This is a genomic window from Adhaeribacter rhizoryzae (assembly GCF_008629685.1).
Lineage (GTDB): Bacteria > Bacteroidota > Bacteroidia > Cytophagales > Hymenobacteraceae > Adhaeribacter > Adhaeribacter rhizoryzae.
On the sequence record NZ_VWSF01000007.1, the window covers coordinates 20,012 to 47,009 of the forward strand.

25 protein-coding genes are annotated in these 26,998 nt (G+C 43.7%); 8 read left to right on the forward strand and 17 right to left on the reverse strand.

What is annotated here, in order from left to right; all coding sequences use genetic code 11:
* Positions 1-37 precede the first annotated feature (37 nt).
* Together F0145_RS10880 and F0145_RS10885 are read right to left on the reverse strand one after the other, a co-directional pair.
* Positions 38-793 carry a metallophosphoesterase family protein gene (locus F0145_RS10880; RefSeq protein WP_150088440.1) on the reverse strand — a complete coding sequence of 252 codons (756 nt, stop codon included), beginning with the start codon at positions 791-793 and terminating at the stop codon, positions 38-40.
* A 6-nt stretch (positions 794-799) separates the two neighbouring features.
* On the reverse strand, positions 800-1,540 hold the full coding sequence (locus F0145_RS10885; protein WP_150088441.1) for a nucleotidyltransferase: 741 nt from the start codon (positions 1,538-1,540) through the stop codon (positions 800-802).
* A gap of 419 nt (positions 1,541-1,959) precedes the next feature.
* On the opposite strand from F0145_RS10885, the gene F0145_RS10890 reads away from it, so the two are divergent.
* Both F0145_RS10890 and F0145_RS10895 read left to right on the forward strand, forming a co-directional pair.
* Positions 1,960-2,571 carry a DsbA family oxidoreductase gene (locus F0145_RS10890; protein WP_150088442.1) on the forward strand — a complete coding sequence of 204 codons (612 nt, stop codon included), beginning with the start codon at positions 1,960-1,962 and terminating at the stop codon, positions 2,569-2,571.
* A gap of 176 nt (positions 2,572-2,747) precedes the next feature.
* A complete protein-coding gene (locus tag F0145_RS10895; protein WP_150088443.1) occupies positions 2,748-3,278 on the forward strand; it encodes a 5' nucleotidase, NT5C type in 531 nt (176 codons plus the stop codon).
* Positions 3,279-3,305: 27 nt separating this feature from the next.
* On the opposite strand, the gene F0145_RS10900 is transcribed toward F0145_RS10895, so the two are convergent.
* The 12 genes from F0145_RS10900 to F0145_RS10950 form a co-directional block, all read right to left on the reverse strand.
* Positions 3,306-4,235, reverse strand: a complete 930-nt coding sequence (locus F0145_RS10900) for a DMT family transporter (RefSeq protein WP_150088444.1) — start codon at positions 4,233-4,235, stop codon at positions 3,306-3,308.
* A gap of 210 nt (positions 4,236-4,445) precedes the next feature.
* A complete protein-coding gene (locus tag F0145_RS10905) occupies positions 4,446-5,189 on the reverse strand; it encodes a hypothetical protein (RefSeq protein WP_190277524.1) in 744 nt (247 codons plus the stop codon).
* 404 nt (positions 5,190-5,593) lie between these two features.
* Positions 5,594-7,417: a tetratricopeptide repeat protein gene (locus F0145_RS10910; RefSeq protein ID WP_150088445.1), complete on the reverse strand. Its 1,824-nt coding sequence runs from the start codon at positions 7,415-7,417 to the stop codon at positions 5,594-5,596.
* Positions 7,418-7,702: 285 nt separating this feature from the next.
* Positions 7,703-9,814: a peptidylprolyl isomerase gene (locus F0145_RS10915; RefSeq protein ID WP_150088446.1), complete on the reverse strand. Its 2,112-nt coding sequence runs from the start codon at positions 9,812-9,814 to the stop codon at positions 7,703-7,705.
* Between the two features lie 177 nt (positions 9,815-9,991).
* Positions 9,992-11,278 (reverse strand): hemolysin family protein, encoded by a 1,287-nt coding sequence (locus F0145_RS10920; RefSeq protein WP_150088447.1) that lies wholly within the window; start codon positions 11,276-11,278, stop codon positions 9,992-9,994.
* Positions 11,279-11,360: 82 nt separating this feature from the next.
* Positions 11,361-11,522 (reverse strand): hypothetical protein, encoded by a 162-nt coding sequence (locus tag F0145_RS26185; RefSeq protein ID WP_190277525.1) that lies wholly within the window; start codon positions 11,520-11,522, stop codon positions 11,361-11,363.
* A 2-nt stretch (positions 11,523-11,524) separates the two neighbouring features.
* A complete protein-coding gene (lptC, locus tag F0145_RS10925) occupies positions 11,525-12,061 on the reverse strand; it encodes an LPS export ABC transporter periplasmic protein LptC (protein WP_150088448.1) in 537 nt (178 codons plus the stop codon).
* 59 nt (positions 12,062-12,120) lie between these two features.
* Complete coding sequence (locus F0145_RS10930) at positions 12,121-13,428, reverse strand: PorV/PorQ family protein (protein ID WP_150088449.1); 1,308 nt, start codon at positions 13,426-13,428, stop codon at positions 12,121-12,123.
* Positions 13,421-14,140 (reverse strand): type III pantothenate kinase, encoded by a 720-nt coding sequence (locus F0145_RS10935; protein WP_150088450.1) that lies wholly within the window; start codon positions 14,138-14,140, stop codon positions 13,421-13,423. The genes F0145_RS10930 and F0145_RS10935 overlap by 8 nt, the downstream gene beginning before the upstream one ends.
* A gap of 25 nt (positions 14,141-14,165) precedes the next feature.
* The gene (locus F0145_RS10940; RefSeq protein WP_223815975.1) at positions 14,166-15,920 is read right to left on the reverse strand and encodes a pseudouridine synthase; all 1,755 of its coding nucleotides are present in this window, start codon (positions 15,918-15,920) and stop codon (positions 14,166-14,168) included.
* 47 nt (positions 15,921-15,967) lie between these two features.
* A complete protein-coding gene (gene scpB / locus F0145_RS10945) occupies positions 15,968-16,531 on the reverse strand; it encodes an SMC-Scp complex subunit ScpB (RefSeq protein WP_150088451.1) in 564 nt (187 codons plus the stop codon).
* Between the two features lie 6 nt (positions 16,532-16,537).
* Positions 16,538-16,921, reverse strand: coding sequence for a TraR/DksA family transcriptional regulator (locus tag F0145_RS10950; protein WP_146897504.1), 384 nt, complete (start codon positions 16,919-16,921; stop codon positions 16,538-16,540).
* A 302-nt stretch (positions 16,922-17,223) separates the two neighbouring features.
* Here F0145_RS10950 and F0145_RS10955 point away from each other — a divergent pair, with 302 nt between their 5' ends.
* The 3 genes from F0145_RS10955 (at position 17,224) to F0145_RS10965 (ending at position 19,589) form a co-directional block, all read left to right on the forward strand.
* Positions 17,224-18,141 carry a hypothetical protein gene (locus tag F0145_RS10955; RefSeq protein WP_150088452.1) on the forward strand — a complete coding sequence of 306 codons (918 nt, stop codon included), beginning with the start codon at positions 17,224-17,226 and terminating at the stop codon, positions 18,139-18,141.
* A gap of 486 nt (positions 18,142-18,627) precedes the next feature.
* The gene (locus tag F0145_RS26570) at positions 18,628-19,251 is read left to right on the forward strand and encodes a TM2 domain-containing protein (protein WP_223815976.1); all 624 of its coding nucleotides are present in this window, start codon (positions 18,628-18,630) and stop codon (positions 19,249-19,251) included.
* Positions 19,252-19,256: 5 nt separating this feature from the next.
* Positions 19,257-19,589 carry a DUF2752 domain-containing protein gene (locus tag F0145_RS10965; protein WP_150088453.1) on the forward strand — a complete coding sequence of 111 codons (333 nt, stop codon included), beginning with the start codon at positions 19,257-19,259 and terminating at the stop codon, positions 19,587-19,589.
* Positions 19,590-19,740: 151 nt separating this feature from the next.
* Here F0145_RS10965 and ribH read toward each other — a convergent pair whose 3' ends face one another.
* From ribH to pdhA, 3 genes are all read right to left on the reverse strand, one after another.
* On the reverse strand, positions 19,741-20,229 hold the full coding sequence (gene ribH, locus F0145_RS10970) for a 6,7-dimethyl-8-ribityllumazine synthase (RefSeq protein ID WP_150088454.1): 489 nt from the start codon (positions 20,227-20,229) through the stop codon (positions 19,741-19,743).
* Between the two features lie 176 nt (positions 20,230-20,405).
* Positions 20,406-21,113 (reverse strand): tetratricopeptide repeat protein, encoded by a 708-nt coding sequence (locus F0145_RS10975; protein WP_150088455.1) that lies wholly within the window; start codon positions 21,111-21,113, stop codon positions 20,406-20,408.
* Between the two features lie 198 nt (positions 21,114-21,311).
* Complete coding sequence (gene pdhA, locus F0145_RS10980) at positions 21,312-22,343, reverse strand: pyruvate dehydrogenase (acetyl-transferring) E1 component subunit alpha (protein WP_150088456.1); 1,032 nt, start codon at positions 22,341-22,343, stop codon at positions 21,312-21,314.
* 64 nt (positions 22,344-22,407) lie between these two features.
* Between pdhA and recF the strand changes: the two genes are divergently transcribed.
* From recF to F0145_RS10995, 3 genes are all read left to right on the forward strand, one after another.
* On the forward strand, positions 22,408-23,523 hold the full coding sequence (gene recF / locus F0145_RS10985; RefSeq protein ID WP_150088457.1) for a DNA replication/repair protein RecF: 1,116 nt from the start codon (positions 22,408-22,410) through the stop codon (positions 23,521-23,523).
* Between the two features lie 73 nt (positions 23,524-23,596).
* The gene (locus tag F0145_RS10990) at positions 23,597-23,941 is read left to right on the forward strand and encodes a DUF721 domain-containing protein (RefSeq protein ID WP_223815978.1); all 345 of its coding nucleotides are present in this window, start codon (positions 23,597-23,599) and stop codon (positions 23,939-23,941) included.
* A 94-nt stretch (positions 23,942-24,035) separates the two neighbouring features.
* Positions 24,036-26,993, forward strand: coding sequence for a T9SS type A sorting domain-containing protein (locus F0145_RS10995; RefSeq protein WP_150088458.1), 2,958 nt, complete (start codon positions 24,036-24,038; stop codon positions 26,991-26,993).
* Positions 26,994-26,998: the final 5 nt, after the last annotated feature.

Here is a 26,998-nt window from a genome sequence, read left to right on the forward strand (position 1 = left end):
CCGCCTTTTCTTTTTCACGCTTTTGCGAATATGGGCTTTATACTTCGTAAATATAATGCTGTAGCTGGTGCGCCCTTTGCAAAATGGGCCGGGCTACATTATACACCTTAACGCCGGCTGAGGTCTGGCCTTCTAGGGTGCCTACGTGCGCATGGCCGTGAAAAACCGCCTCCACTTCCCGGCGGTTAATGGGTTCTACTAACCGCGATGATCCCATAAACGGCCATATTTCGTGGGGTTCGCCCTCTACCGTTTCTTTAATAGGTGCGTAGTGCATCACCACAAATTTTTTCAAATCTTCTTCGTAGTTACTTTCCAGGTGTGCCAGCGCCCGATCCAGTTTTAAGGCTTCATCTACGGCTTCCTGCACAAACGATTTAAACATCTGCTCGCCGAACATCGAGAGCATATACCGGCCAAAACCACCGCCAAAACCTTTAATGCCGGCAAAACCAATATTGTTAATTACCACAGCCTCGCCATCCAGAATATGTACCTGGTCGCTTTCGAGCATTTTTTTTATGGCTTTTTGCTGATCGCGCTCAAAATCGTGGTTGCCCAGTACGGCCACAATGGGTATAGAGCAGGCCTTTAATTCTTCTTTTAATATTTCGGCTTCGTTTAAATGGCCAGTATCGGTTAAGTCGCCGGCCAGAATTAAAATATCCGCTTCGCGCCCAACGTTTTTAAAATATTCCGTCCATTTGCCGTGGTCAGTTTCTTTTACGTGAATATCGCCTACGGCCGCAATACGGGTTTTCTTTTGACTGTTTCCGCCTTCAATAATTTCCATAGTTTTTTAAATCGTCTTGATGGTAATTACCTTATACTCCCAATCGGTAATATCGGTGCGGTATTGGGTTTGGTCAATTATAGGTCCGAGGCAAACTTTTTCGACCGGCAGCGGCATATTGTACTGGTTCTTAGCCAATTCTATGAGCTTATCAAATAACCATTTAGGAATTAAATCGCGCTCGGTGGGGTACACAAACTGAAATAATAAAACCTGTGACAGCAACAAATGCCAGTGTTGCTCCAGCCTCGACCAGATGCGGTTCCAGTCGAGTTGGTGACCCCAGCGCACAATAATATGGTTAACATCGGCGCCGTCGTAGCGTTCGCGGTTTTGCACGTATACTTTGCACCACAACAATTCTTCGGCCGGAATAAGCTTTACCGGCACGCCGTAAGCTTCGCCTTCAGTGGCATAATCGAACCAGCTATCGTCTACGGTACAAATATTATTTACGGTGTTAAATATTAAATCAATGTACATGTCGTCGCGGTACAGCTTGGCCAGCCAGCGTACATCGGTCAGTTCGGTTTTGTAGCCATGGTCCGAAAAAAGCTTTAATATTTTAGGATATTCACCGGCTTTACAAAATAAATCCAGGTCTTTTAGGTCGCGAACAATGCCGGTATATTGCCGGAAAGCCCAGCCGCCGCCTACTAAATATTGCAAACCATTTTGGTTCAGCAGTTCTAAAACATCACGGTAATAGGTTTCAGCTTCTAATTGTTGAGCCTCAGTTTGTGCCATAAAAAAATATATAATTATAGTTTCGCCGGTTAATCAGCAGTATAAATTCAGATAAATTAGGTATTAATTATATTCCGGTTAGGCCCTTTACCTATTAAAAACAGGTAGTTGCACGTGGAACAAAGTAGTACATTTACTTATTTATTAAATATTTGTTGTGGTAATAAAGCGGGTTTTCTGATTAAACCAATAGGAATATTCCTGACTGTTACATCTCTAATTTTTAAAGTAATAATTGTAGTAAGCCTAATGACAGGGCATGAAGAGCTAAACTCCTGGCTGCGTAAAAGTTTAGTTAACTATTGCGGCAAATAATATTTTATTCTGGCAGAGAGAAATCCACCCGAACAGCAAAAAAAAGTAAAACTCCTTTTGCCTCATGGGGTATATTACCGGAGGAAATACCACAAAATTAGCTTATGTTGAACATCCAGGTTTATTCTGATTACGTTTGCCCCTATTGCTTTTTTGGCGAACAGGTACTACTGCGGGCCATCCAAGGGCAGGAAGATAAAATAAATATAGAATGGATGCCCTTTGAATTACGGCCTTACCCCACGCCTACGCTAAAACCCGAAGGCGAATACCTGCAGCAAACCTGGCAGCAATCGGTTTACCCTATGGGCGAAATGCTGGATATACCCATTGTACTGCCCCGGGTTTCGCCGCAGCCATACACACATCTTGCTTTTGAAGGTTACCAGTTTGCGAAGGAGCACGGCTTAGCTGATGTTTATAACCACCGGATGTTTACAGCCTTTTTTCAGGAAGAACAGGATATTGGTGATATAGGTGTACTTACCAAACTGGCTACCGAAATTGGTTTAGATCCAACAGCATTTGAACAGGCCTTGGAAGAACGAACTTATAAAGACCTGCACAAAGAAGCTTTACGGCACGCCTACGAAGAGGTAAAAATATCGGCTGTTCCTACTTTTATCATCGGCAATCAAATTTATCGCGGTTTATTACGCGAGCAGGACTTTAATCAAGTAATAGCTGCCAGATTGGTCGCTGACAGAAATATTTAAAATTCAGCATGCAAATCTTTTGAATAATTAGCCCAGAGGCACCACCATAAACACAGGTTTTATTATTTTGCTGCAGCTAAGCGCCAGGTTAAATTAAAACATCTATAGTAGCTAATTTTCGTAATACTGTTTTTGCTGATGCAGAAGCAACTAAGACCAACCAAAAATATTTACTTATGACTAAAAAAAGCATTGCCATTGATATGGACGATGTAATGACCGATGCCGTTGGCCGGTTTATAGAACTTTACCAAAAAGAATTTAACGAAGACTTACCGGATTTACGGCTGCCCGGCCGCAACCTCGACAACACCGTACCGCCCGAGCGCCTCGCCCTTGTAAAGCAGTTTCCGCACCGCCACGATTTCTTTAAAGACATGGATTTACAGGAAAATTGCCAGGAGGTGGTACGCCAGCTACAGGAAAAATACGAGGTTTATATTGCGACAGCAGCGATGGAATTTGAGCATTGCTTAACCCATAAGTATAACTGGTTAAAACAACATTTCCCCTTTATTTCCTGGACGCATATTATTTTCTGCGGCCACAAAAATATTCTGGGAACCGATTATTTATTGGATGATGCGGAACGCAACCTGAAAACCTTTAAAGGAACGCCCATGGTTTATACTGCGCCGCACAACACGCACCTCACCGCATACACGCGCCTGAATAACTGGCAGGAAGTAGCCGATTACTTTTTGTAGTAAAGCGCCAGGTAAAATATTGGCTGCTTAATTTTTCCGGAGGGTAATTAGAATAATACCGGCCAGCACGATTAAGGTGCCTACCATCTGAATAAACGACACCTGCTCGCCGAGGAAAATATAGGCCAAAATAATGGTCGAAATAGGGCCGATACTGGCAATAATAGAGGCATTGCCGGCTCCTACCATCCGGATACCTTCGGAGAGTAAGTAAGCTGGAGCAACGGTAGCAACCATAGCCATTAAAAAGCTGTAGCCATAAACCGGCATGGGTAATTGCAACAAATGATGCTGCCCCGCTATTAAATAATGCGCAAAAACGCCGAGGGCGGCCAACGTCATGGCGTAAGAAGTAAAACGCACCGCCCCAAATTTCGGAATTAATTGGCCGCTGCCCATCAGGTAAGTAGCGTAGGTTACGGCACTAATAAATATTAATAACCCGCCTTTGATCATATTGGCCTGGCTTTCGGTGTGCACATCGCCTACCAACACCAGCAAAACGCCGGCGTACGTCAGTCCCAAGGCAATAAATTGGTTGCGACTAATGGGCTTGCCTAAAAATATTGCCGAAAGCACCACTACCAACGTGGGGTAAATAAATAATATTAGCCGCTCTAAACCCGCGGTAATATATTGCAAACCTAAAAAATCGAACAAACTGGAAAGGTAATAACCCACAAAACCCATTAACACCAACCAGAAATAATCTTTGGGGCTTATATTGGCGTGTTGTTCGCCTTTGTTTGCTTTAGATAAATACCCCACAATTAAAAACACCGGTACCGAGAAAGCCATGCGCAGGGTAAGCAGCGATACCGAATCTACGTGGTAACGGTAAGCCAGTTTTACCATAATGGCCTTAGAAGAAAAACAAACCGCCGATAAAAAAACCAGCAAGGCTCCGCCCAATTGCCGCATATTTAAGCCGGAATGGGTACTGATTTTTTGTAACATGATAGTTCTGCTAAAAAGATTGAGTTGTGAGTTACAGATAACCCGGCAAATTTAGAGCCGCAAATAACAAAGGATGCAGCGAATATACCAACTACCTTCCTGATTTATAAAAACAGAATTGAGGCAGATGCAGCATAATTAGTGGCAATTGGTACAGGAAAAGTTTTAATTCTTCCTGATTAAGATTTTAATGCGGGTGCAATTAATATTTTAACCAGCTTGTCCTAGAAAGTAAAAAACAACCACTACCGTAAGAACAATTAGTAACCAGCCTATTACAGCTTTAAGATTGGGGATTGGCCCAGATTGCAACACTTTTATACCAAGCGGCACCAAGGCTATGCAAAGCCCAGCCGTTGCAATAACTGAAACCCAGGAACTGCCTTTAAGCACCCCTAACATTAGGGCTGCCATAAGCCCCAGGCTAACAGACCGGAATAGCCCCAGGGTACCCGATAGGTAAGCGCCAACAGCCAATATTATCCAGCCCAGGAGAATTGCACCGTTAAGCGTTGCTACAATATTAAACGCCCCGTATGAACTGGCAATAGCTTTAGTGGCCAATTCCAAGCCCTGCACCCGAACCAACTGAAACGCCAGATGATCTGCGCCCCCGTGAAAGGTTCGGGCAAAAAGGCCGAATATAACAAATGTACCACCCCACAAAGCTAACTGCCTCTTTTTGTTACCTACGAGTTGGGCCAGGGTAATAATAGCTGGCCAAAGCAAAATATTACCGGCAACAAAAAAGTTATACGCTGTAACCAGCAATACCGGGTTTTCTTTAAAAGCAGCTAATTGTTGCGGAAAGAAGAAATAGAACTGAATGCGGAGCAGCACGCCCGTAAGCAGCAGAATTGGGGCAAGCATCATAGAAACGCCGCCAAGCCAACGCCCAGGAAACCAAAATGCCTGCTCTGCTTCTGCTGTAGCGGAGAGCTTTTCTCTAATCATTGCGTTGCTAAAGCTTGCTATTTGGTTTAGGATTTAAGAACCGAAGCTATAACTGTTTGGAAATTTTTGTCTTCTGAATTCTAACCTTGTTCGAGTGTTTTAAATAAGGAACAGGAAATTAGTCTAACTTAAACTTTAGAATTAGCGGTGATAACACCATAGGCATGCAGGCTAAGAGAAAAAGAACCACTACAGCCACCTTTTCCCAATCGCCTGACTTTGATTTGCCCCTGATTTCAGTCAGGGGTATGGAATATTTTCTTAAAACCCGGGGCTAAAGCACCCGGGCAATACAATGTTGCGCTTAGCCTACATGGTGTTTTCAACAGCAATGGCGTTAGCATCTATTCGAAACAGAAATACTAAACAGTTTTTATTTAAAGGAATATTCAGGCGGTTAACTCTTAATTTATTACGTCGCCGCGAAGCTTCCGGAAACGCTTGCGGGCATCTACGGTGAAGATACTGCCAGGATATTTAACCAACAGCGAATTATACAGTTCTTTGGCCTTTTCTTTATCGTTCAGGTTCTCTTCGTAAATTTTGGCTAACAGAAAAAGTGCATCGTCGCTTAAAATATCGTACTGCGGGTTGCCTACTATCTGACCCAGATTAGTTACCGCCCGCTGAAAATCGCCGGCTTTGAGGTAAATATTAGCCTTTAAGAAATAAATCTCATCGGTGAGGCTATGGTCCTGGTATTTCCGCAGCATCTGGTCTAGTTTGGCTTGGGCTTCTTCTTGCTTATTCTGAAATATGAGCAGTTCGGTGGCCGCGTATTCCGTTAAGGCCGTAGTAGAAGAATCGAGGCCGGTATTATCGGTTATGAGTAAGCTTAAATCCATGGCATCGTTAGCTATTTCACGACTGGTGGCCAACTTTAAAATATCGAGGTGCTCCTGGGCTAATTCAAAATCGCCTTTGTAGTAGCTTAGTTTAGCGTTGCGCAGTTTAGCTTCGTGCCCCAACTGCATATCTTTATGCGTTTTTTCTACCTGCGAGTACAGCAAAGTAGCTTCCCAAGGCTCGCTTTTTAACAAGAATATATCGCCTAGGGTTATTTTAGCATCGGCCACAATATCCGGGTTAGCGCGGGGCGTGTTAATGACCTCTTCCAGCATGGTGGAGGCTTTCTCTTTATCATCGAGGTAAAAAGCGTACAAGCCCGCCATATTTTTCATAATCTCAACGGTACGCGCGCCTTTTCCTAACTCATTCAGCAGGCTCTCGTATTCGCCTACCAATATTTTTATTTTGGTTAAATCTACTGGGTAGGTATTCCGCACCTGTTCTTCGCGGGCTTTAATGGCGCGTTCCCGGGCTATTTCGTAAAACGGACCTGTGCGGTATTCTTTGGTAATATAATCGTAAGCTTCAATGGCACTCTCGTAATCTTTGTTTTTCAGGCTGATTGCGCCTAGTTCCATTACCCGGCCACCGCCGCCCTTGGTACGTTTATCTAAAGAACGAGCCTGCATCAAGGCACTAAAAAAGTCTTTCCGCTGAATATATAACCAAATCAGCATTTCGCTGTAAGCTACCTGGTCAGGATATTTCTGCAAATTAGAAATAAGCGATTTTTCTAAAGCCTCAAATTCTTTTTCTTCTTTCAGGCTGTTTTGCAGCATATTTTGCGCCAGCAGCAATTGGTTAGGGTTTACCTTTACCAGGTTTAATATTTCGTTAATCAGCTTCTCCGATTGCCGCTGGTAAGAGTATAATTGCATTAACTGGCCGGTAAATTCCGATTCGTTTTTCGACAGCTTGCGGCCTTGCAGGTAAGTTTTCTCGGCGTATTCCAATAAATTATTTTGCTCAAAGGCATTGGCCATGGCCAGTAAAGCGTTGTTATTTACGCCATCTATTAACTTATTAAAATATTTAGCGGCATTAGCTTCGTTGCCTGCCGCTTGGTACACCAAGCCCAAATCTACCTGGTAATTTACCTGGTCGGGGCTTTTCTTAATGGCTTTTTTTACCAGCTTCTCGGCGTCTTTGTATTTGCGGAGGGCCAAAGTCGTTTTCAGGTACTCGGGGTAAATAGTAGCAAAAACCTGGTCGTTGCGGCTTAACTTTTCAAAAATACTTTCGGCTTTTTCATACTCCTGCTTCCGGAAATATTCTTTTGCCAAAGCAATTTCATCGGCCTGGGCAAAAGCACCCTGCCCCACCAGCAACAGCAAAGCGCCCAAAACAAGTATTCGGAGAGATAAGAAAAACTTCATCATGCGGGATAGTATCAGATACCGGAACACAAACCAGGAAAATAGTATGTTCAATATAACGGATTTTGCTCAGTTTTAGTCACATCCAAACCATTGCAATTTGATTTTTATTTTAATAGCAACTGCTTAAATCTGTTTCGTTTAATTGCCCAGCTATTATTAAACTTAATCAAGCGCCCCATTCGGGCAAATTGCTACCTCGTTATAAACTGCCTAAATATTAGAGCCCTTAAAAACAAAAGAGCTGCCTGGTTACCAGGCAGCTCTTTTGTTTAATAGTTAAGAATATTAGAAGAACTTAACCCGCTCGTCTTTAATATCAGATTTTTCCCGGATGAGTTGGTACGCACTACCTTCGGCCCGACCGGAACGGCTCATTTCAATATTTTTCTTCACGCCCGACATATCGCCTGAGAAGTTAATTTTCTCGATATTGGTTAATTCGGCTACTACTACGCCGTTCTGGCCTTCAAACGGCTTAGAACGAGCACCTTGTTTTAAGCCGAAAACTTTGCCGGTAGCAATTGGGTCATAACCTAAACCTTCGATGGTGCCGGAAGCAAAGGTTACGCCATTAGCCGAACGAACCACCGCTTCAGAACCATATTTAGTAGCCATTTGCTCTAACGGTCCTTGCAGCTTGCTTAGTTTAGCAATAATTTGCTTGGCTTTTTCTTCGTTGCGTACAGCGGCGGTTAGTTCTTCGCGAATGTCGGCTACTTTAGCATAACCTTTCTCGGTTTCGGCTGATAAAGCTGCTACCACAAATTGATCACCAATTTCAAATACCGGCGAAACTTCACCTACGTTGGTTTTGTCGTTAAAGGCCCAACGTACTAATTCGCGGGCATTGGTTAAATTATTTACCGCGCGGTCGCCAACCCGGATATTTTTAGCTTCGGTTCTGGCTAAAGTTTTATCCTGAATAGCGCGTTGCCGCAAGTCTTCTAAGCTTTTAACAGTGCTGGCCAGTTCATCGGCTTTCCGGAAAGCAGCGTCGCGGGTAGCATCGCTGGAAGAGATAGAACGAATAACCGTAGCAACCTGGTAGTTACGGGTAGTTTTAGGAGCAGTAACTTTTACAACATGGTAACCAAAATCGGTTTCTACCAGGTTAGGCAGTAAGCCCGCAGCGGTAGCGCCAAAAACCGCTTTTTCGAAAGGAGGTACCATGGCTCCTTCGGAGAAGAAACCTAAATCACCGCCGGAAGCGGCTGTACCATCCTGGCCATTTTGAGCTGCCATTTGAGCAAAATCGGCACCGCCTTTAATTTTATTTAAAATATCCTGCGCTTTAGTTTTGGCAGCTGCTTTGGCTTCCGGGGTATCGTTTTCTGGTTTAATCAGAATGTGGCTGGCGCGGGCCGAAGCTGCACCACCATCTTTTACACCGGTTACTTTGTGTATAATAAAAATACCGCCTTCGTTATATGGTCCGTAAATTTTACCTTGCTCCAGGGCTTGTCCTTTTAATTGCTCGGGCAATGAACCGGCATTTACCCAGTTGCCATTGTACGGCGCATCCGAGTTAGCTTTTACAAACAACGAGTCGTTTTCGGTAGCGGCAAATTGTTGTACTACCGCGTTAATATCTTGCTGCACAGCCGCACTGTCTTCGCCGGATGGCTTTACCGGAATGGTAATGTACTCGATGCTGCGGCTTTCTTCTACTTTATATTTTTCTTTATTTTCATCGAGGTAGGCCTGCAATTGGCTATCGGTTACTTTAATGGCAGAATCCGGAATGCTGAAGAAAGGCACAAATAAATATTTAACATTAGCCTTATCTGTTTGCTCTGCCTGGTAACGTTTGGCTTCGGCGGTGGTAATGTAGTGCGATAGTTTAATCAGGTTGTTGTATTTGGTTAACTGCCGCTCCGGGCCTAAGTTGTTCTCGAAGTTATACCAGGCAGCTTGTTGCTCTACCGGCGCTTTTGGTAAATCATCGCGGAGGTATTTTACTACCAGCGAGCGATCGAACTGACCGGTTTGCTGGTTTACAAAGGTTTGCTTAATAACCGGGTGAATATTATTACCTTGTACCATATCCACGAGTTCTTCGTCGGAAACAGTAATACCTAAACGATCAAATTCTTTTTGGTAAGCAGTTTTTAAAATTAGCTGTCCCCAGGTTTGCTCGCGCAACGAAGCTAATTCTTCTTCGCCGGGCTGACGGCCGGTTTGGGCGGCATAATTTTGTTTGACGCCTGCTAAAGCTTCTTCAAATTCCTGAATAGTAATTTCTTCGCCGGCAATTTCGCCAACTACGTTATCGTTACCACCCAGCAACCGGGAATTTGGGCCCAGTAAGTCGCCCAAAACCATAAAACTTAGCAACGCCATAGCAATAATGCCCACTGCTAATCCAGATTTCTTTCTAATGTTATTAATTAAAGCCATTTGTATGTGTAAATAAAGAAATGCAAAATAAGGAGAATATCGCTTAAATTCAAAATTCAGCTTACCGGAAATAGTTCTGTTCTAAATATTTGAAGCGTATATGCCTTTAGATCGTTCCCGTCAGAAGAATTAATTTCTGATTAAGTAATTACTTAGATGTAAATTTTTGAAATTAAATTAATCTTCTGCCGTTAACTCTGCCTGTCGCACCAGTTGTACCGTATTTATCCGGTTTTCATCCATCGACAAAACCGTAATGGTAAACGGCGGCGCCTGAATAATGGTACCTTCGTTGGGAATGTCGCCGTGCATCTCCAAAATCAGCCCGCCCAGGGTTTCGTAATCACCAACAGGCAAAGCCAAATTATATTTATCGTTCAGATAATCGATCTCCTGCCGGGCACTAAATAAATATATGCCTGGTTGCAGTTCCTGTTCCAGCAGCGATTCTTCGTCGAACTCATCGTTTATTTCGCCAATAATTTCTTCCAATAAATCTTCGGTAGTAACTAACCCCGAAGTTCCGCCAAATTCATCAACCACCAACGCTATGCTCCGGTGCTCGGCCACAAATTTCACGAATAATTCGCTGGCCAGCATGGTTTCGGGTACCGCTATAATGGGCGTTAATATCGACGAAATATCGGTTGGTTTCTGAAACATAGCCAGTTGGTGACAATAACCCACCACATTATCAATAGTTTCCTGGTAAACCAATATTTTAGAATGCCCGGTTTGTACAAAAGCCTGCCGCAGCGCGTTAATCGGTTCGCTTATTTCAATGGCTTCTATTTCGGTGCGTGGCACCATACACTCTCTTACCTTTACCGTTCTAAACTCCAGCGCATTATGAAAAATACGCGCGTCTACTTCCGGTACTTTCTCGGTTTCGTGCTGGTACAGGCTTTTTTTCATAAACTGATCTACATCGGTTAGGCCAAAAACGGGCTTTTCTTCCGAAAATTCCATTTTCAGGAGTTTAACCACCACCAGCCGGATGGCGCCTACCACCAGAAAAACCACCGGGTATAAAATGTAATAACTTATAAGCAAGGGCACGGCCAGTACATTCAGCATGGTGTTGGCCCGAATCATGAAAAGGCTGCGGGGAATAAATTCGGCCACGGTTAAAGCCAATATAGCCGTTACCAGGGTTTGAATAATAATAAAAACTGCCGGATATTGCCAAGAGGCCGGTAAGTAGGCCGTTAAAATCGGATAAAGACTTCGCGCCATGCCAATGCCAAAAAGCACCAGCGCAAACACATTACCAATTAAGAGGGTGGCCGTGAGCCGGGCTTTACGCGTAGAAAAGTGGGTAATAATGCGCCCGGTGAGTGAATTTTGTTTTTCCTGGAGTTCGAGTTGCAGCTTGCTGGCGGCCATAAAGGCCATTTCCATACCCGAAAAAAATGCCGAAAACAAAAGGGCTGTCAGAATAAGTGGTATCTGCGGGTGAATCATGGACCGATATAGGCTTGCTGAATGATGCAGCCATTATGTTACTGCTTTTATTTTACGCAATCAGGATAAGTTGGTAAATAATTTATTTTTTGCGATTCTGATAACGGTATAACATCAGGGCCCCTAACGACACCATAAATATCCAGTAATTGGCAATAATATCATTTTCTACGATTACCCGGTGAATACCAATAACGGTGAAAACTACGGCTATTGCCATTAAAATCACGCTACTTAGTTTCATGCTTATTGTTGTAAAGAAATAATGCCGGTTGGCTTTAAAATTATTGGGTTCGAGAAATCCTGATTAGAGGTCATGCCGTACCCTTTCAGAATATCATCTTTGGTTTGAATGGTTACAAACTTATCGGTGAATATTTTTCGGGTTTGCCGGTCCCACTGCAATTCTTCGGTGCGAAGGGTTTCGCTTTTGTTGGGGTTGTGCAATATTACATTGCCCCGGATAATATACATATCTTTCTGCCGAAGGTACTTGCCGTAATTAGCCCGCAGGGTATTATTAACGTTGCCTTTTTCGTCGAAGAACACCAAATCAAGGCCTTTGGGATAAACGCCATCGCCCGATTCGTACTGCAACTGCAGCGGAGAAGTTAATTTTATTTTTAGTTTAGCCGAATCGCTGTATAAGGTTAAAAGATCGCGGGTTTCCGCAATGGGCCCTTTGTAAACAACTTTCTTTTTTAAGTCATCGTCGGTTTTCTGGCAAAAAGTTAAACTGCTTAAAGCCACCAGCAACCAGAGATAAAGCACAAAACGTTTCATGCTGTTACCCGAAATAGCGTTATATATTTTTTTAAAAGAGCGAAGTGCATTAAACAGGGTTAATCAATTTTAGGTTTAACAAACCACGAACTGTTCAACGATAACCCCACATTAAACTGCAAGTAATTTTCGCGGATTAAATTATTATCGGTGGTACCGTTTTTACCAAAAGCAAAACCAAAATTTAAAGCGGCCTGGTTATATTCAGGTGGCTGCGGGCGAAAACCAATTGGGAAAGAAAATCCAGCGTGTACGGCAGTGTTGTTTATTTGGGTGCCTTGTAAGTTAATGGGGGTTTTGGCGTAGCTTAAGCCAGCCCGGTAACTTACCCGCTTTAAATAACTATCAAAAGAGCCGGCATCGGGCGTAAATTCGCCGCCTACCGCTACCCGGTAGCTATCGGCTAAGCCTCCTTGCCCGGTTTCAGATGTATATTCAGACCATTTGCGCCCTGAATATTCTACGCCGGCTACCCACGACTTGTTATTATCGAAACTCAATCCTAATAGCATATGCCCGGGCATGCCTACTTTGCTGCTGATAGTATCGCCTACCGGGTTAGTATCGCCGATAACTACATTATTAACATCGCGCCGTTCTTGTACAGTGTGGCTTTCTACATTTAAATCGTGTTGCAACACGTAAGAGCCGCCCAGATTCAGGCTTATTTTCTTGTTTAAGGATTGCCGGTAAGCCAGGCCGCCTTTAAACATCAGGCCATTATAATTAGACTGTACATTATTTACTAACCTTTCGGGTTGCTGGGCAGTAGCATCATCCAGAATAACTGAATACGAACTGCGATCGATTACGCCGAATAAATAAGAGCCCGATACGCCTAAACTAAGGCCTTTGTATATTTTAAAGCCGTTCCCAAAAAACACTTCCGAAATATTGCCTTCGCCCTGGAAACCAGTTTGTACCGGCGTATTATTCGGGTCGTTCTGCACGGTGCCTTCTGAGTAGGAGCCATAACTAACCGCACTGTACGGGCGCAGCCCAACCGCCGAACGCCAGTTTTTATTAATAGGTAAAGCCAGGGTTAAATAACCTAATCCGGCGGAGCCTACCGTTTGCGATTTTTGCGAGTTGGCAACATTGGCCACCCTGCCGTCTACCGCCATTTCAAAAGTAACCCGGCTGTTGTAAATTAAAAGGGCGGGGTTTAAGAAATTAACGCTAAAGCTATTGGGCGTACTTACGCCCAGGTTTCCCATACCAAAGTTGCGAATATTGCCGTTGTTATCGTTTACCTCACCCACACTCATTACCTGAGAATAAGGCGAATTACCGGTATTTTGCGCCAAGCCAAGCTGGGTGCAAGCCAGCACCAATACCCCACTTAGCAAAGAAGTAATTTTATACATTATAATTTAATATTCTATTTAACCCAATGAGCACCAGCTCCGGCACTGCAAAGATGGGTGCTTTTAAGCTAGTTTCAAAAAAAGCTGCATCTCCGCCGCAAAGAACTACTACTAATTGGTCGCATATTTCGGCATAAGCCGAAATAAATCCGTTCAACTCGGCTACTGTACCATTTAAAACGCCACTTTGCATGGCTTCTACGGTGGTTCGGCCGGCCAAAGGCACTGGCAAATTAGTTTGTTCAACTAACGGCAACTTTTGGGTAAAAGTATGCATCGCTCTGAATTTCATCTGCAAACCCGGCGATATGCTACCGCCCCGAAAGTTTTTTTCTTTATCTACCAGGTCGCAGGTAATACAAGTGCCTGCATCAATTACCAGACAATCACAATCCGGAAAAAGGTAGTTGGCCCCTACCGCTGCGGCCAACCGATCCATACCCAGCGTTTGCGGCGTTTGGTAATGGTTTTGCAGCGGCACCGGCGTTGTATAGTCCAGCGAAATAAAAGTACCCGTATAAGCCAAGCGCTCCGCCAACTCTGCTCCCCCGGTTCGCACCGACGATAAAATAATATTATCAATGGCCGCTATTTCCGGTTGTTGCAACAGTTCGTCGGGGGTGCTCACCTGGCTAGTACGCTCCAAAGCCGAACCGGCAAAGAAAGCGTATTTAATGGCGCTGTTGCCCATATCTATGGCCAGGTTCTGCATGCCCAATACTTTTACGCAGCGCTAATTACAAAAAGTACTTTAACCGGATTACTTCTTTCTCCGACAGGAAACGCCATTTACCGCGGGGAACGTCTTTTTTTGTTAAGCCGGCATATTGTACGCGGTCCAGCGATACTACTTCGTAACCCAAATGCTCAAAAATGCGGCGCACAATCCGGTTTTTACCAATATGAATCTGAATACCTAAGAAGGTATTGGTATCGCCAATAATAGCTAAATCGTCTACTTCGGCTTTACCGTCTTCCAGTTCCACCCCATTGGTTATCAGCTCAAAATGCTCGCGGGTAATAGGTTTATCCAGCTCTACCTGATATATTTTTGAAATATTATTAGATGGATGCGTTAATTTCTGGGCCAGTTCGCCGTCGTTGGTAAACAACAACAAACCAGTAGTATTTCTATCTAATCGGCCTACCGGAAATATACGTTCTTTAGAAGCAGTGGCTACCAAATCCATTACTGTTTTCCGGCCTTCGGGATCTTCGGTAGTCGTAATAAAATCTTTGGGTTTGTTCAGCATCACATAAACCATTTTCTCACGGTTCAGGCGCTTTTTACCGTAGGTAACAGTATCTTCGGGCTTAACCAGGTAGCCCATTTCGGTAACCGGCTGACCGTTTACTTTAATTTCACCGGCGGCTATTAAGCTATCGGCTTCACGGCGCGAACAAACGCCTGCATTGGCAATGTAGCGGTTTAAACGTACTAAACCCGATTTTTCTTCTTCGCTTTGGCGCTCACGAGCCTGATAACGCTTTAAATCGTAATTAGGTGCTTCTTTTACTTCGTCGGCATCTGAACGGAAAGTTCTTTTGTTTTCCTTACCGGCATACCGGTCATTTTCGCCACGGCTGCGGTTAAAAGGCCGTTCGTTGCCTTCTGGCCGGGCAGTATTGCCCCGCGGCCGCTCCGCAGAACGGTTCTCCCCCCGGTTTTCTTCGCGGTTAAAACCACCAAATCGGTTACGGCTTTCCGGCCGAGCACTTTCGTAACTAGCCGCGCGCTTAGGCCTTTCGGTATTTTCGTCGTTGCTTTTGAATTTATTATAACGGGGTTTATCCTCGCCGTCGTGGTTTGAGCGCCGCTCGCCGTACGATTTAGCACCAGTTGGTTTACCGCCATAAGGTTTAGATGGGTAAGCCGGACGACTGCCAGGGGCGGCTGGGCGGCGCTCACTGCGAGCGGCATAGCCACCTTCCGTATTGCGCCGCTCATCATTGCGGGGGCGCTCCGAGCGGTCGTTATTATTTCTGGAGAATCCTTGGGCGCGCGCCGGGCGTTCACCGCGCTCCGGACGTTCACTTCTCTCCGGGCGGTCTGTTCTTTCGGAGCGTTCGCGGTTAAAGCCTCCCCGCTCACCTGAACGCTCATTGCCTTCAGCGCGATTATTTCCTTTAAAAGTAGCGCCTTTGCTAAATTTAGGTCCTGATTTAAAGGAAGATCGTTTGTCGTCGAAAGTGCGGGGGCGTTCGCCACCTGTACGGTTGCCCGCTTCCTCATTGGGGCGGGTAAAGCGTTCGCTGCGGTTATATACTTTTTTGCCTTCGCCTTTAAACTTTGCCATCCGGTCTTCGCGGAACGGACGACGCTCATCATTACCCCGAGACGGACGATTTTCGTTGCTTTCGCCGGAATTTGGGCTGGTACTGGAACGGCGCGGGGAATAATTATTTGTGTTGCCGGCACCAGAGGCGCGGCCTTTAAATTTATCGCCGGAGGCAAACTTGCCTGAACCCGGTTTTTCTTTGTTAAATGCCATGTTAGATTAATTAGGATGCAGTATCGCTACTGGATCAGGATGTACTATTAGTTTTCAGAAATCTCGCCGATAGCGTTTTCTTCGGATACGAAATCTTTTAATTGTGGAAGGTCTTTCAGGTGATTGATGCCAAAGTAGTCCATGAACTTTTGGGTGGTGCCGTAAATAATAGGGCGGCCGATGGTTTCGGCCTTACCTTTTATTTGGATAAGCTCTTTCTCCAGGAGCTTCTGAATAGCATAATCGCAGCTAACGCCACGAATCTGCTCAATACCGGATTTTGAAATAGGTTGCTTGTAAGCAATTATAGCCAACGTTTCGAGCGAAGAAGCCGAAAGTTTGCGTTTAGATTTCTGCTTTAAAAACAGCCCAACCGCATCCTGATAATCGGGTTTGGTCAGGAACTGGTAGCCGCCACCAATAGCGTAAATCTGGAAAGCGAAATCATCGGCAGCAAGCTGTTCGTTAATTTCTTCTATACTTTCCAGTACATCGCTTATGGTTACCTCGTACTGCATTACCTCCGATAAACATTTCTGTAAATCTTCGATAGCTACCGGTGCCTGGGCACAAAAAATAAGTGCCTGTATGTTACTTTTTAAAGTATTCAAATGTTATTAATCGCGGCGTTGTAACTTAGCTTCTATCGAATGCTGGGTATGCGGAACGGCCCGTAAACGTTCTTTCGGAATAAGCTTGCCGGTAGCAATACAAACGCCGTAACTGCCGTTCCGGATGCGGATTAAAGCATTCTCTAACTGCTGAATAAATTTTAACTGACGGGAAGCCAACTGATTTAAACTTTCCTTTTCAGCCGTATCGGCTCCATCTTCTAATACTTTAGCCGAAGAAGCGGTGTTATCGGTACCGGTATCATTCCGGCGGCTTAATGTTTCTTTAATAAAAGCTACTTCTTTTTTCGCGTTATTAAGCTTCTCCTGAATAATTTCCTGAAATTCCATCAACTCTTCGCGGGAATAACGCATTGGTTCTTGACTCATGGCAGTAACAGTTGTATATATATTATAACTTTTTAAGTATTACATTAGCTAACACCAAGTCTATCAATTTAGTTTAAAATAAAATGGCACCTGCACCAGCAGGTTGCGCGCTTCGTTTTAAATAAAAAGGTACTTGGCTAAATTACGCGCAAAATTAATACAAATTTTACAATATTAATATTATCCTTCCTTTATTCTTTCGGGCTATTTTTGGCCTAATATCTGCTAAGTTAGTTTTCAGAATATTACCATTATATCGTTCTTTTTAAGTTCTTTGTAGCACTTGATAAATTATTAGTTAAATGAGAAAAATTATTTACTTATACCAGTTTGGCTTGCTAGTTTTAGTAGCATTGGTAACGGGCTGTTCTACCTCGCGCACCATTACTGCATCGGGCAAAGTAACACCCCAGGGTAAATTTAAATTAGGCTACAACTCGGCCTTTAATATTGCTACTGCCCCCCTGGCCGAAATAGACGATGTAACCCGGGCAGCCGTTAATGCCATTAAAAACCGCGACTCGCTTTACCTGGAAGATGTACAACCTTTAACCGAAGGCTTATTGGCATACTCTTTAGATCCGGTAGGTACCTCTTCTGAGTTTTACCTGCGGTATGGTTTAGTGCCCCGGGTAGATGTGGGTTATAAATATGCTTCCGGGGCGCACGTGTTTGATGCCATGTACCAGTTTTTAGGCGCTACCGGTACACCGGCCAACCCCGGACCAACCGGCCTTTACGGCAGCATTGGTTTACAATATTCTGGTCAGAACTCTAATTTGCCTTCTAAACTAGGCCTTAGTGCGCTAAGCTCTATATTAAACTACGAACTATCGCGTAAGGATATTTTAATACCGCTGGTTTTTAGCCATTCATTGGGGCCAGAAGAAGAGATTGGCAATATTTCGTGGGGTTTGGTTTACAGCCACAGCTTTATAAAATATGGCTTTGCGCCCGGCAAACTGTTCCGGAAATATGCCGATAACGTAGTTGAAAAAGTAAACCCGTTTATGAACAAAGAGAATTATGCTTCGTACGGAGCTTTTTTAAATGCCAAATTGGGCTACAAATATGCTTACGTAGTTCCGGCTATTAGTATTTACTACCAGAATTATGGCAACTACGAAATATTTGGCTTGCAAAGCCGGAATTACAAAGGGGTAACCATTGTGCCCTCGTTGGGCTTGCAGTTTAATTTAGGTTACGACAAAAAAAGATAGTAATTCAGGTTTCGTCTTAAATTTCAAGATTTACGTCGGCTAAAAGAAAGCACTTTAAACTTTCTTTTAGCCGACGTTTTTATTTAGCAGCTTAATTTATAAAGCAGTATTCTGTTAAAGCTCCTTCCTCATATCGGCTTTTAACTATTTATTTTAGTCATTCAACCAGTTGGTTCGGCCTTTCAGGTACATTTCCAAGCAATATTATTTATCAACCCGCATTTTTGTAATGCCTTCTGACTAAATGTACTAATGCCAGGTAGCAACATAGTTGGTAAATTATCTACTGAAGGCTAAGGTAAAAACCAGAATATAATATTTTGAGCAGGCAAAAAGGCTGTAATTAAACCATGATATATTTAATATTAATTTTTGTATATTAATTAATAAATTTAATATATTTAAGCGCGCTATATAACCTATTATCTATACTAATAACTTAAAAACAAACGCTAACTTATCTCTTAATTTAAAAACCAAAAACCTATGAAAACCAAAATTTCTACCTTCTTTGTTGCCGTAACTTTGTTACTGTCGTCGTGTGCGAAAGAAAGCTTTTATTTTACCAATACTGGCTCTAGCTACGGCTCTAAAAAAGTTAAACAAGAAGCTACAGCGGCCGTTGCCGATGAGCAAGTTGCTGCTGTTGAAGTAGCTGTAGCCCAGGAAGACGCAACAGCACCGGAAAACCTGACTGCCAGCACCGAGAAAACAGCTGCTGTTTCTAAAAAAGATTTTACCAAAGCTAAACCTTTATACCAGGCCAAAGTAACGGCACCAGTTCAGGCCGAAAAAATGTCGAAAGTAGCACAGGCAAAAGCGGCTATAAAAGTTAACAAACAAGTTAAAGCTATTGTAAAAGAAGCCAAGAAAAATAACGATATTGCTGGTACCGCTGCTGAAGGTAAAAGCCAGATTATTGCGGCGGTGCTGGCCTTCGTGGTAGGTGTATTGGGTATTCACCGCTTTTATTTAGGCTACACCGGTATTGGTATTGCGCAGCTTTTAACTTTAGGTGGCTGCGGCATCTGGGCCCTGATAGACTTAATTCGGATTATTATTGGTGACTTAAAACCAAAAGATGGCGGTGATTACACAACCAAGTTTTAATTAAATTGAAAAAAGGTAATTATTATATTTTAGCAGCAAAAATTAGCGGGTACTTACTGGTACCCCTAATTTTGCTGCTTTTACCCACCGACTTCTTCGATTCAGGGCAGTCGCTGTGTTTAAGCAAAATATTGGCCGGGGTAGAATGCTATGGCTGTGGCATGACCCGGGCCATTATGCACCTGATTCACCTGGATTTTAAGGGGGCGTACGAATTTAATAAATTGGCTTTTGTTACTTTCCCGGTCTTAAGCTTTTTGTGGCTGCAAGGCTTCCGGAAAGATTTTAACCAATTTAAAGGCTACAAAAACCAAAAAGATCAGATTTCGGCCGGCTAATAATTACCTTTTTACTTTTATAACAAAAGCCCTGACCAATAATATGGTCAGGGCTTTTTATTTGCAGTACCGGACTTATGCATCAAAATCGGCTTACTTTAAAAGGAAACGTTTAGAAGATTATTTGCAAGTAATAATACCCTAATCAGTATTAATCAATAAGTTGCACGCCTAACATCTGAATGGCGGCAGCAGCGGCTTCTACGCCTTTGTTGCCGTGTTTGCCGCCGGCTCTATCCCAAGCTTGCTGCTCGTCGTTGGTGGTTACCAGCCCAAATATTATGGGTTTGTTAAACTTCAGGCCAACTTGGGTAATGCCTTGCGCCACCGCATGACAGATATAATCATCGTGTTTGGTTTCGCCTTTTATTACCACCCCTAAGCAAATTACGGCATCTATATCGCTGCTTTGCGCCAAAAACTGCGCGCCCAACGTTAGCTCAAAAGAGCCAGGCACGGTTATGCGCTCAATATTTTCGGGTTTTGCGCCGTGTTTTACCAAGGTTTCGTACGCACCTTTACACAAAGTATCTGTAATAGCCTTGTTCCATTCAGCTACTACCAGGCCAAACCGTTTGCCATCAATTGGTATTAAATTGTCGGAGTTGTACTCACTTAAATTTTTTAAAGCTGTCGCCATAGTTCTATTTGCTCATTTCCGAAAAAATAATTCCCGGATAAAGGTTATGCTAAAAGATATTTAAATATTTCGAGCCCAAAATAAACAACAATCTTCTAAATAAAATAAAAGCGGCGGCGTTTTTGCCATCACACTGAAGACAAAAACGCCGCCGCTTTTAGTACTTAGAAAATTTATTATTTACCGGCTAGCAATTCAGCACGAGCCTGATATTTTTTAGCATCATTTGCTTCGGCCGCATTGGGGTAGCTTTGAACAATTTTATTGTAAGCTTCTAAAGCGCCATTAAAATTATTAGCTTCTTCGTAGGCCATACCGGCTTTTAGTAAATATTGCGGCGAGAAAAACTCATTTGCTTTGTAGTTAGCTGCTTTCATGTACAACTCGGCAGCCTCCTGCTTTTTACCCAATTCCAGATTGGCATCGCCTTGTAAAGAAAGCGCCCGGCCCTGCAAAATCAGGTCATCCGATTTATAATCTTCTAAATAATTGAGCGCTTCCTGGTATTTACCTTGCTTCAGGTAAGCTACCCCGGCGTAAAATTTAGCCAGATTACCGGCTTTGGTACTGCCGTAATCTTCCACAATGTTTACAAAACCATCGTGCTGGCCATCGCCTTTTAAAGCAACATTTAAAGAATCAGCCTCAAAATAATGAACCGCCTGAAACATGGCCGCCTGGGCTTCTTCGTTCTGGCTACTGCGGAAGTTGTAGAATAAAAGCCCGCCTACAACCGCCGCTGCAATAACGGCAAATAAACCAAGCAACACATTTCTATTCTTTTTCACGAAGTCTTCCGACCCGTGAGTCAAGCGATCCGCCAATACATCCGGATTTTCCAGAATTTCTAAATCGCTTTCTTTTTTGAGGGTATTCTTTGCCATTACTTTATTATTGTTGATTGTTGGTTGTTAATTGTTCTGAACAAATAATTAGCAACCGGTTCTAAATTAAAATTAATAATTAAATAAACAGATGACTCTTTGCAAGTTAACAATGAAAGATTATTTTTCATTCCGATAGTTGCAGATTACTTTAAAACAACAATCAGCAAATAACAATCAACAATCAACAATCAACAATTAGTCTTGAATGTAAGGGTAATCTTGCTGCGCGTAGATGTCTTTGTACAACTCATCGGCAGTTGGGTAAGGCGATTTCTCCGCAAATTCTACCGATTCTAGCACCTGCTCTTTAATGCGGGCATCAATTTGCTCTAAATCCTGTTCGGTAGCAAAGTTGTTTTCCAGAATAGTCTGACGCACTACTTCAATCGGGTCTTGGTTCCGGTAAGTTTCCAGTTCATCTTTGGTCCGGTATTTAGCTGGGTCCGACATGGAGTGGCCTTTGTAGCGGTAAGTTCTGAACTCCAGTAAAGAAGGGCCTTCGCCGGCGCGGGCACGTTCGGCAGCGCGGGCAACAGCTTCGTGTACATCTTCGCAGCGCATGGCGTTAACCGGCTCCGACGGCATATCGTAAGCGCTACCTAATTTATATAATTCGGTTACGTTAGAAGTCCGTTTTACCGAAGTTCCCATGGCGTAACCATTATTTTCAATTACAAATATTACCGGCAGTTTCCACAGCATGGCCATATTTAAAGCCTCGTGGAAAGCACCTTGCCGCACGGCGCCATCGCCCATGTAGCAAATACACAAGTTGCCGGTCTTGTTATATTTTTCGGCAAAAGCAAGACCAGCCCCTAGCGGCACTTGCGCGCCCACAATACCGTGGCCACCCACAAAGTTTACTTCTTTATCGAAAATGTGCATAGAACCACCCTTGCCTTTAGAGCAACCGGTAGATTTGGCAAACAATTCGGCCATAACGGCGTTAGGCGAAGTACCTAAGCCCAGCGGATGCGCGTGATCGCGGTAAGCGGTAATCCATTTATCGTCTTTGGTAAGCGCGGTAATAGCGCCGGCGGCACAAGCCTCCTGGCCAATATATAAGTGGCAAAAGCCTTTAATTTTTTGTTGACCGTATAACTGCCCGGCTTTCTCCTCGAACTTACGCATTAACTGCATCATCTCGTACCAACGCAGGTAAGTTTCCTTGGAGAATTTCAGGTCCGAATTTACCTTTGTTTCGGGCATTTGTTTCGTAATTGCCATAACTTATGTTCCCAATTCTGTTTAGAGTGCGAAATTAATTAAAAAATATCTTTCAAAGAAATTAATGATCCTCGAAAATATAAGTTTACTTTATTTTAAAAACTATGAAGAAGCGGATCTTACTTTCTCTCCTCATATAAATTGCTTTATTGGCGATAACGGCAGCGGCAAAACTAACCTGCTCGATGCTATTTATTACCTATCGATGAGCAAAAGCGCTTTTACCGCCTCCGACCTGCAAAATATTAAACAGGGCGAAGATTATTTCATGATCCGGGGCAAATTTGATACCCTGCAAGCCCACAAAGATGTTATTCAGTGCACCTTCCGGACTGGTCAGAAAAAAATAATTACCCATAATAAAACACCTTACGAAAAAGTAAGCGAGCACATTGGCCGGTTTCCGGTGGTGCTAATTTCTCCTTATGATACGGATTTGATCCGGGAAGGAAGCGAAGAGCGCCGTAAATATTTCGATAGCTTGCTCTCGCAGCTAAACCATGAGTACCTCGAAACCCTGATTCGCTACAATTATTTACTAAAACAACGTAACTCGTTGTTAAAGCAATTTGCCGAACGTAATTACTTTGACCGCGATTATTTACAAATATTGGATGAACAAATGGTACCGGCCGGCGAGCAGATTTCCACTACCCGCGAAGCTTTTCTGGCGGAGTTTGTACCTATATTTCAAAAACACTACGAACACCTCTCCGATAGCCACGAACACGTAAGTTTGCAATACAAAAGCCATTTGCCCGGCGCTAATTTTGCCTTATTATTAACCGAAGCCCAGCGCAAAGATTTGCTGTTGCAGCGCACCACCGTAGGCACGCATAAAGACGATTTTGTTTTTCTAATGGATGGCTGGCCCATAAAAAACTACGGCTCGCAGGGCCAGCAGAAATCTTACGTAATTGCTTTAAAACTCGCCCACTTCGAGATTGTAGCCCGCTACAAAGGCCAGAAACCCCTGCTCCTGCTCGACGATATTTTTGACCGGCTCGACGAAAAACGCATTACCAAACTGATGCAACTGGTAGCTAACCAAACGTTCGGGCAATTATTTATTACCGATTCGCATCTGGAACGCACCAATGCTATTCTGGCTGGCCTATCCGAAAATATTGAACGGTATGTAGTGGCAAATGGCACGGTTGCACCTTTCCAAGGCCAGTAAGATTAACCCACAAATTGTAATTAATATTGCCTAAATTTAACTCTGGAATACCAAGCTTGCTAAATACGAAACTGTGGCTTACTACAAAAGACCCAACAAAAATAATTACCTGGATAAAAATATTCATGCCCGCAAGGCAGATATACAGCCTTTAAAAGATACTATTCAGGAATTATTAAAAGCTTACCGCATACAAGGCAAAGTTACCCAGGCAAAGGTTATTGCCAGTTGGGAAAAAATAATGGGCAAAGGCATTTCGCTTAAAACAAAAGAGTTGTATTTTCAGGATCGCAAGCTTTTTGTTAATCTAACTTCGGCCTCTTTAAAACATGAGTTGATTATGTCTAAAACACGCGTTATACAATTAATAAACGAAGAAGTAGGCCACGACTTTATTCAGGAAATTGTATTTTTATAATATCCTGAATTAATTTTTAAACAAGTTAATATTTTACAATTTATTACCGAACCAATTAGTTGCAGAAAACCTTTAAAGGCACTTAAATTTGAGTATGCCTTTGAAAATTTACATTTACACTATATTCCTGAGTCTTCTTTTTTGCTTTCGCGTAAGTGCCCAAACCAACGGTAGCTGGCTGCCGCCCGGGGCAGATTTGAGTTATCCGCGCACGCTCCTGAAAGCCGGCCAAATTGCACCGGTCCAAAACTCGCTTACCACCGCAACCAAGCTAACCATTTATAGCGGCGTGTATAACAGCATCAACACCACGCCCCCCAGTGGCAATACTTCCTCGGATGAACGCCGCACCCGGGCTACCTTTGCCAAGAATACCGCATTTGTAATTTTAATGGACCGCAAACCAGCGGGCGGCTCACTCACCACTTTACTGCCCGAAGATCGCATTAAGTTTGTCTCTAATGTTAAAAGTTTATTAGAAAATATTAACCCGGCCGTAGAAGTAGTTACGGGCTATACCAACTGGCAATGGCGCTCCAAAGAATTAATAGATTACATGATAGCCTACGACCTGCTGCGGGGAGCCGGGGAAAACGAAACTACATTGGCCGCTGGCAAGGTTAAATTACAGGAATTTGCCGGCAACTTATATAACCAGTCGGTTACCGGGTATATGGGGTTCTATTATTTCTATAACAATATTAAAAACAACCACGCGCTTATGACGGCCGCCGCTTTGGGTTTATCGGCGGTAGTTTTAAACGATGCTACCAGCACAACCGCTGCCCAAAAACCCCTAAACTGGATAAACAATGGCCTGTATAACATTGATAATGTGTTATGGCGCGATGCCAAGCGGCAATCCGATTCTACAGGGGTGGCGGGCTACGCCGAAGGCCCTTATTATTTTAAATACGCTTTTTTAAACGTATTGCCTTTTGTGCGGGCCATGGGCAATTTTTTACCCGATGGCAGAAATCGTTATACCTACAATGGCATCAGCCGCAGCATCCGCAACCCTTATTACGATCCTAAATATGATTTGCTGTACGATTGGATGTCGGCGATTTTAATGCCCGATGGGCGCTATCCGGCCCTGGAAGATTCGTATGTAGATATGGGAATGCCTGAACTGGCGCTAGCCGGCAAAAGCAAATATGTGCAGCCCCTGCATCTGAAAAATTTAGCTGCTAACCAGCTCAACAGCTTAACCGAGCAGTTGCGCGACTTAACCGTAGATATGCGCGCCGCTTACCTGGCCGCCAATATTGAACCGTCAGCAGCCGCTAATAACACCTTAACCGTATTACCTAAAAGCGGCAACCTGGTGTTCCGGTCTGGCAACGATTCCTTGGCCAATTACCTGCACCTGTACGGCAAACACGGACTAGCACAATCGGTAACGGGCGGCCACAACCACGGCGATGCCAGCAGTTTTATTTTACACGCCAAAGGCCAGTTGTTGGCTTTAGATGCGGGTTACCTGAGTTCCAGCTACCGCGATTCAGTTGGCAAAGCCACTAACCACAATTTAATATTAGTAGATGGCGCTGGTCCGGCAATTGGCACCGACGGCACTACCAACGATGCCGAAGCTTTTATTCAGAATACTTTTAACACCAAACAATTAGCTTACGGCGAAGTACGCACGGCTTACTTAGGCGCCAATATTACCCGCAAAACCTTGCAGGTGCGCAAAAATTATTACCTAATCGCCGATTTTGTAAACGCAACCGCCGCCCATAATTACACCTGGCAGCTACACGGCTACGGCCTGGAAGGCGGCACCACCGCCACCGGCACTTTTACCGATAACTTAGCTACCCAACAGGAAGGTATCTGGCAGAAAAAAGGCGTTAACTTAAAAGCCCACGTAACGGCTACCGGTTCGGCCGATGCATATACTAAAGGCACGAATATTCACGAAGTAACTTATAACAAATCGGAAAAGCACACCACTTTGCTCGTGCAGAAGAATGGCGTTACGCAAACCCAGTTCTTATCGCTGCTGTACCCTTATACCAGTAATGCCGCTACCGTAGCCACTACCAGTACGGCCAACTCCGCAGCCTTAGCTACTACCGATTCCGGTTACAAAGATATTGCCTGGGCCCAGGCCGATACCAGTTTTACGACTTACCGCAACAGCAATAATCTCCCGGATGTACGTTCGGATGCGCGGCTTACTTTGTTTTCGCTGGATGCCAGCAATATTTTTTCGCAGGCTTTTGTAGAACAAGGTACGGCTCTGCAGTACGGCGAAAACCAGGTACTGCAATCCACGCAAAGAGCGAATATTAGCTGGCAGAAAACCGATTTAACCCGCTACGAAGGTTATGTTAGCCGCAACACCACCTTAACCCTGGCGCTTACCGCTCCGCCTGCCACGGTGGTGGGCGCTAATATTACCGATTACAGTTACAACACAACTACCAGCACGTTAAATATCGAATTTTCTGGCCCTTCTACTTTTGGGGTGATTACCCAGAATAACGCTTTACCAGTAAGGTTAATTAATTTTAAAGCCGCGCGCCAAGGACAAAATATTAAAATAAGCTGGCAAACGGCCGTAGAAAATCAGAATGCCGGTTTTACCATACTCCGGAAAACCGAAGGCGAAAAAGAGTTCCGGCAAATTGGTTTTGTTGTGGGTAAAGGTAATTCCCAAACCCTAAGCCATTATTATCTGGAAGATAAAGCAGCCCCTGCCGGTATAAATTATTACCAATTAATACAAACCGATTTTGATGGTAAAGCCCAAAACTCACCCGTAGTAGCAGTACAAGGCCTTAATTATCTGGCGCCTGAGCTGACAGTATTTCCGGTTCCGGCTTCTGAATATTTGCGGGTAAACCTACGGGGCGTTGCCGCAGATAAGGAATTGCGTTTACAGCTTTTTACCTTAAACGGCGAAGTTGTTTTACACCAGAAATTTGCGCACGAAACCAGTTTAGCAATAAGTAAACTTAAACCCGGCCTCTATTATTTGCAGGTAATAGATACCAATGGCCAAATTATTACTGCCGGTAAAAAAATAATCATCAACCATTAATTCTG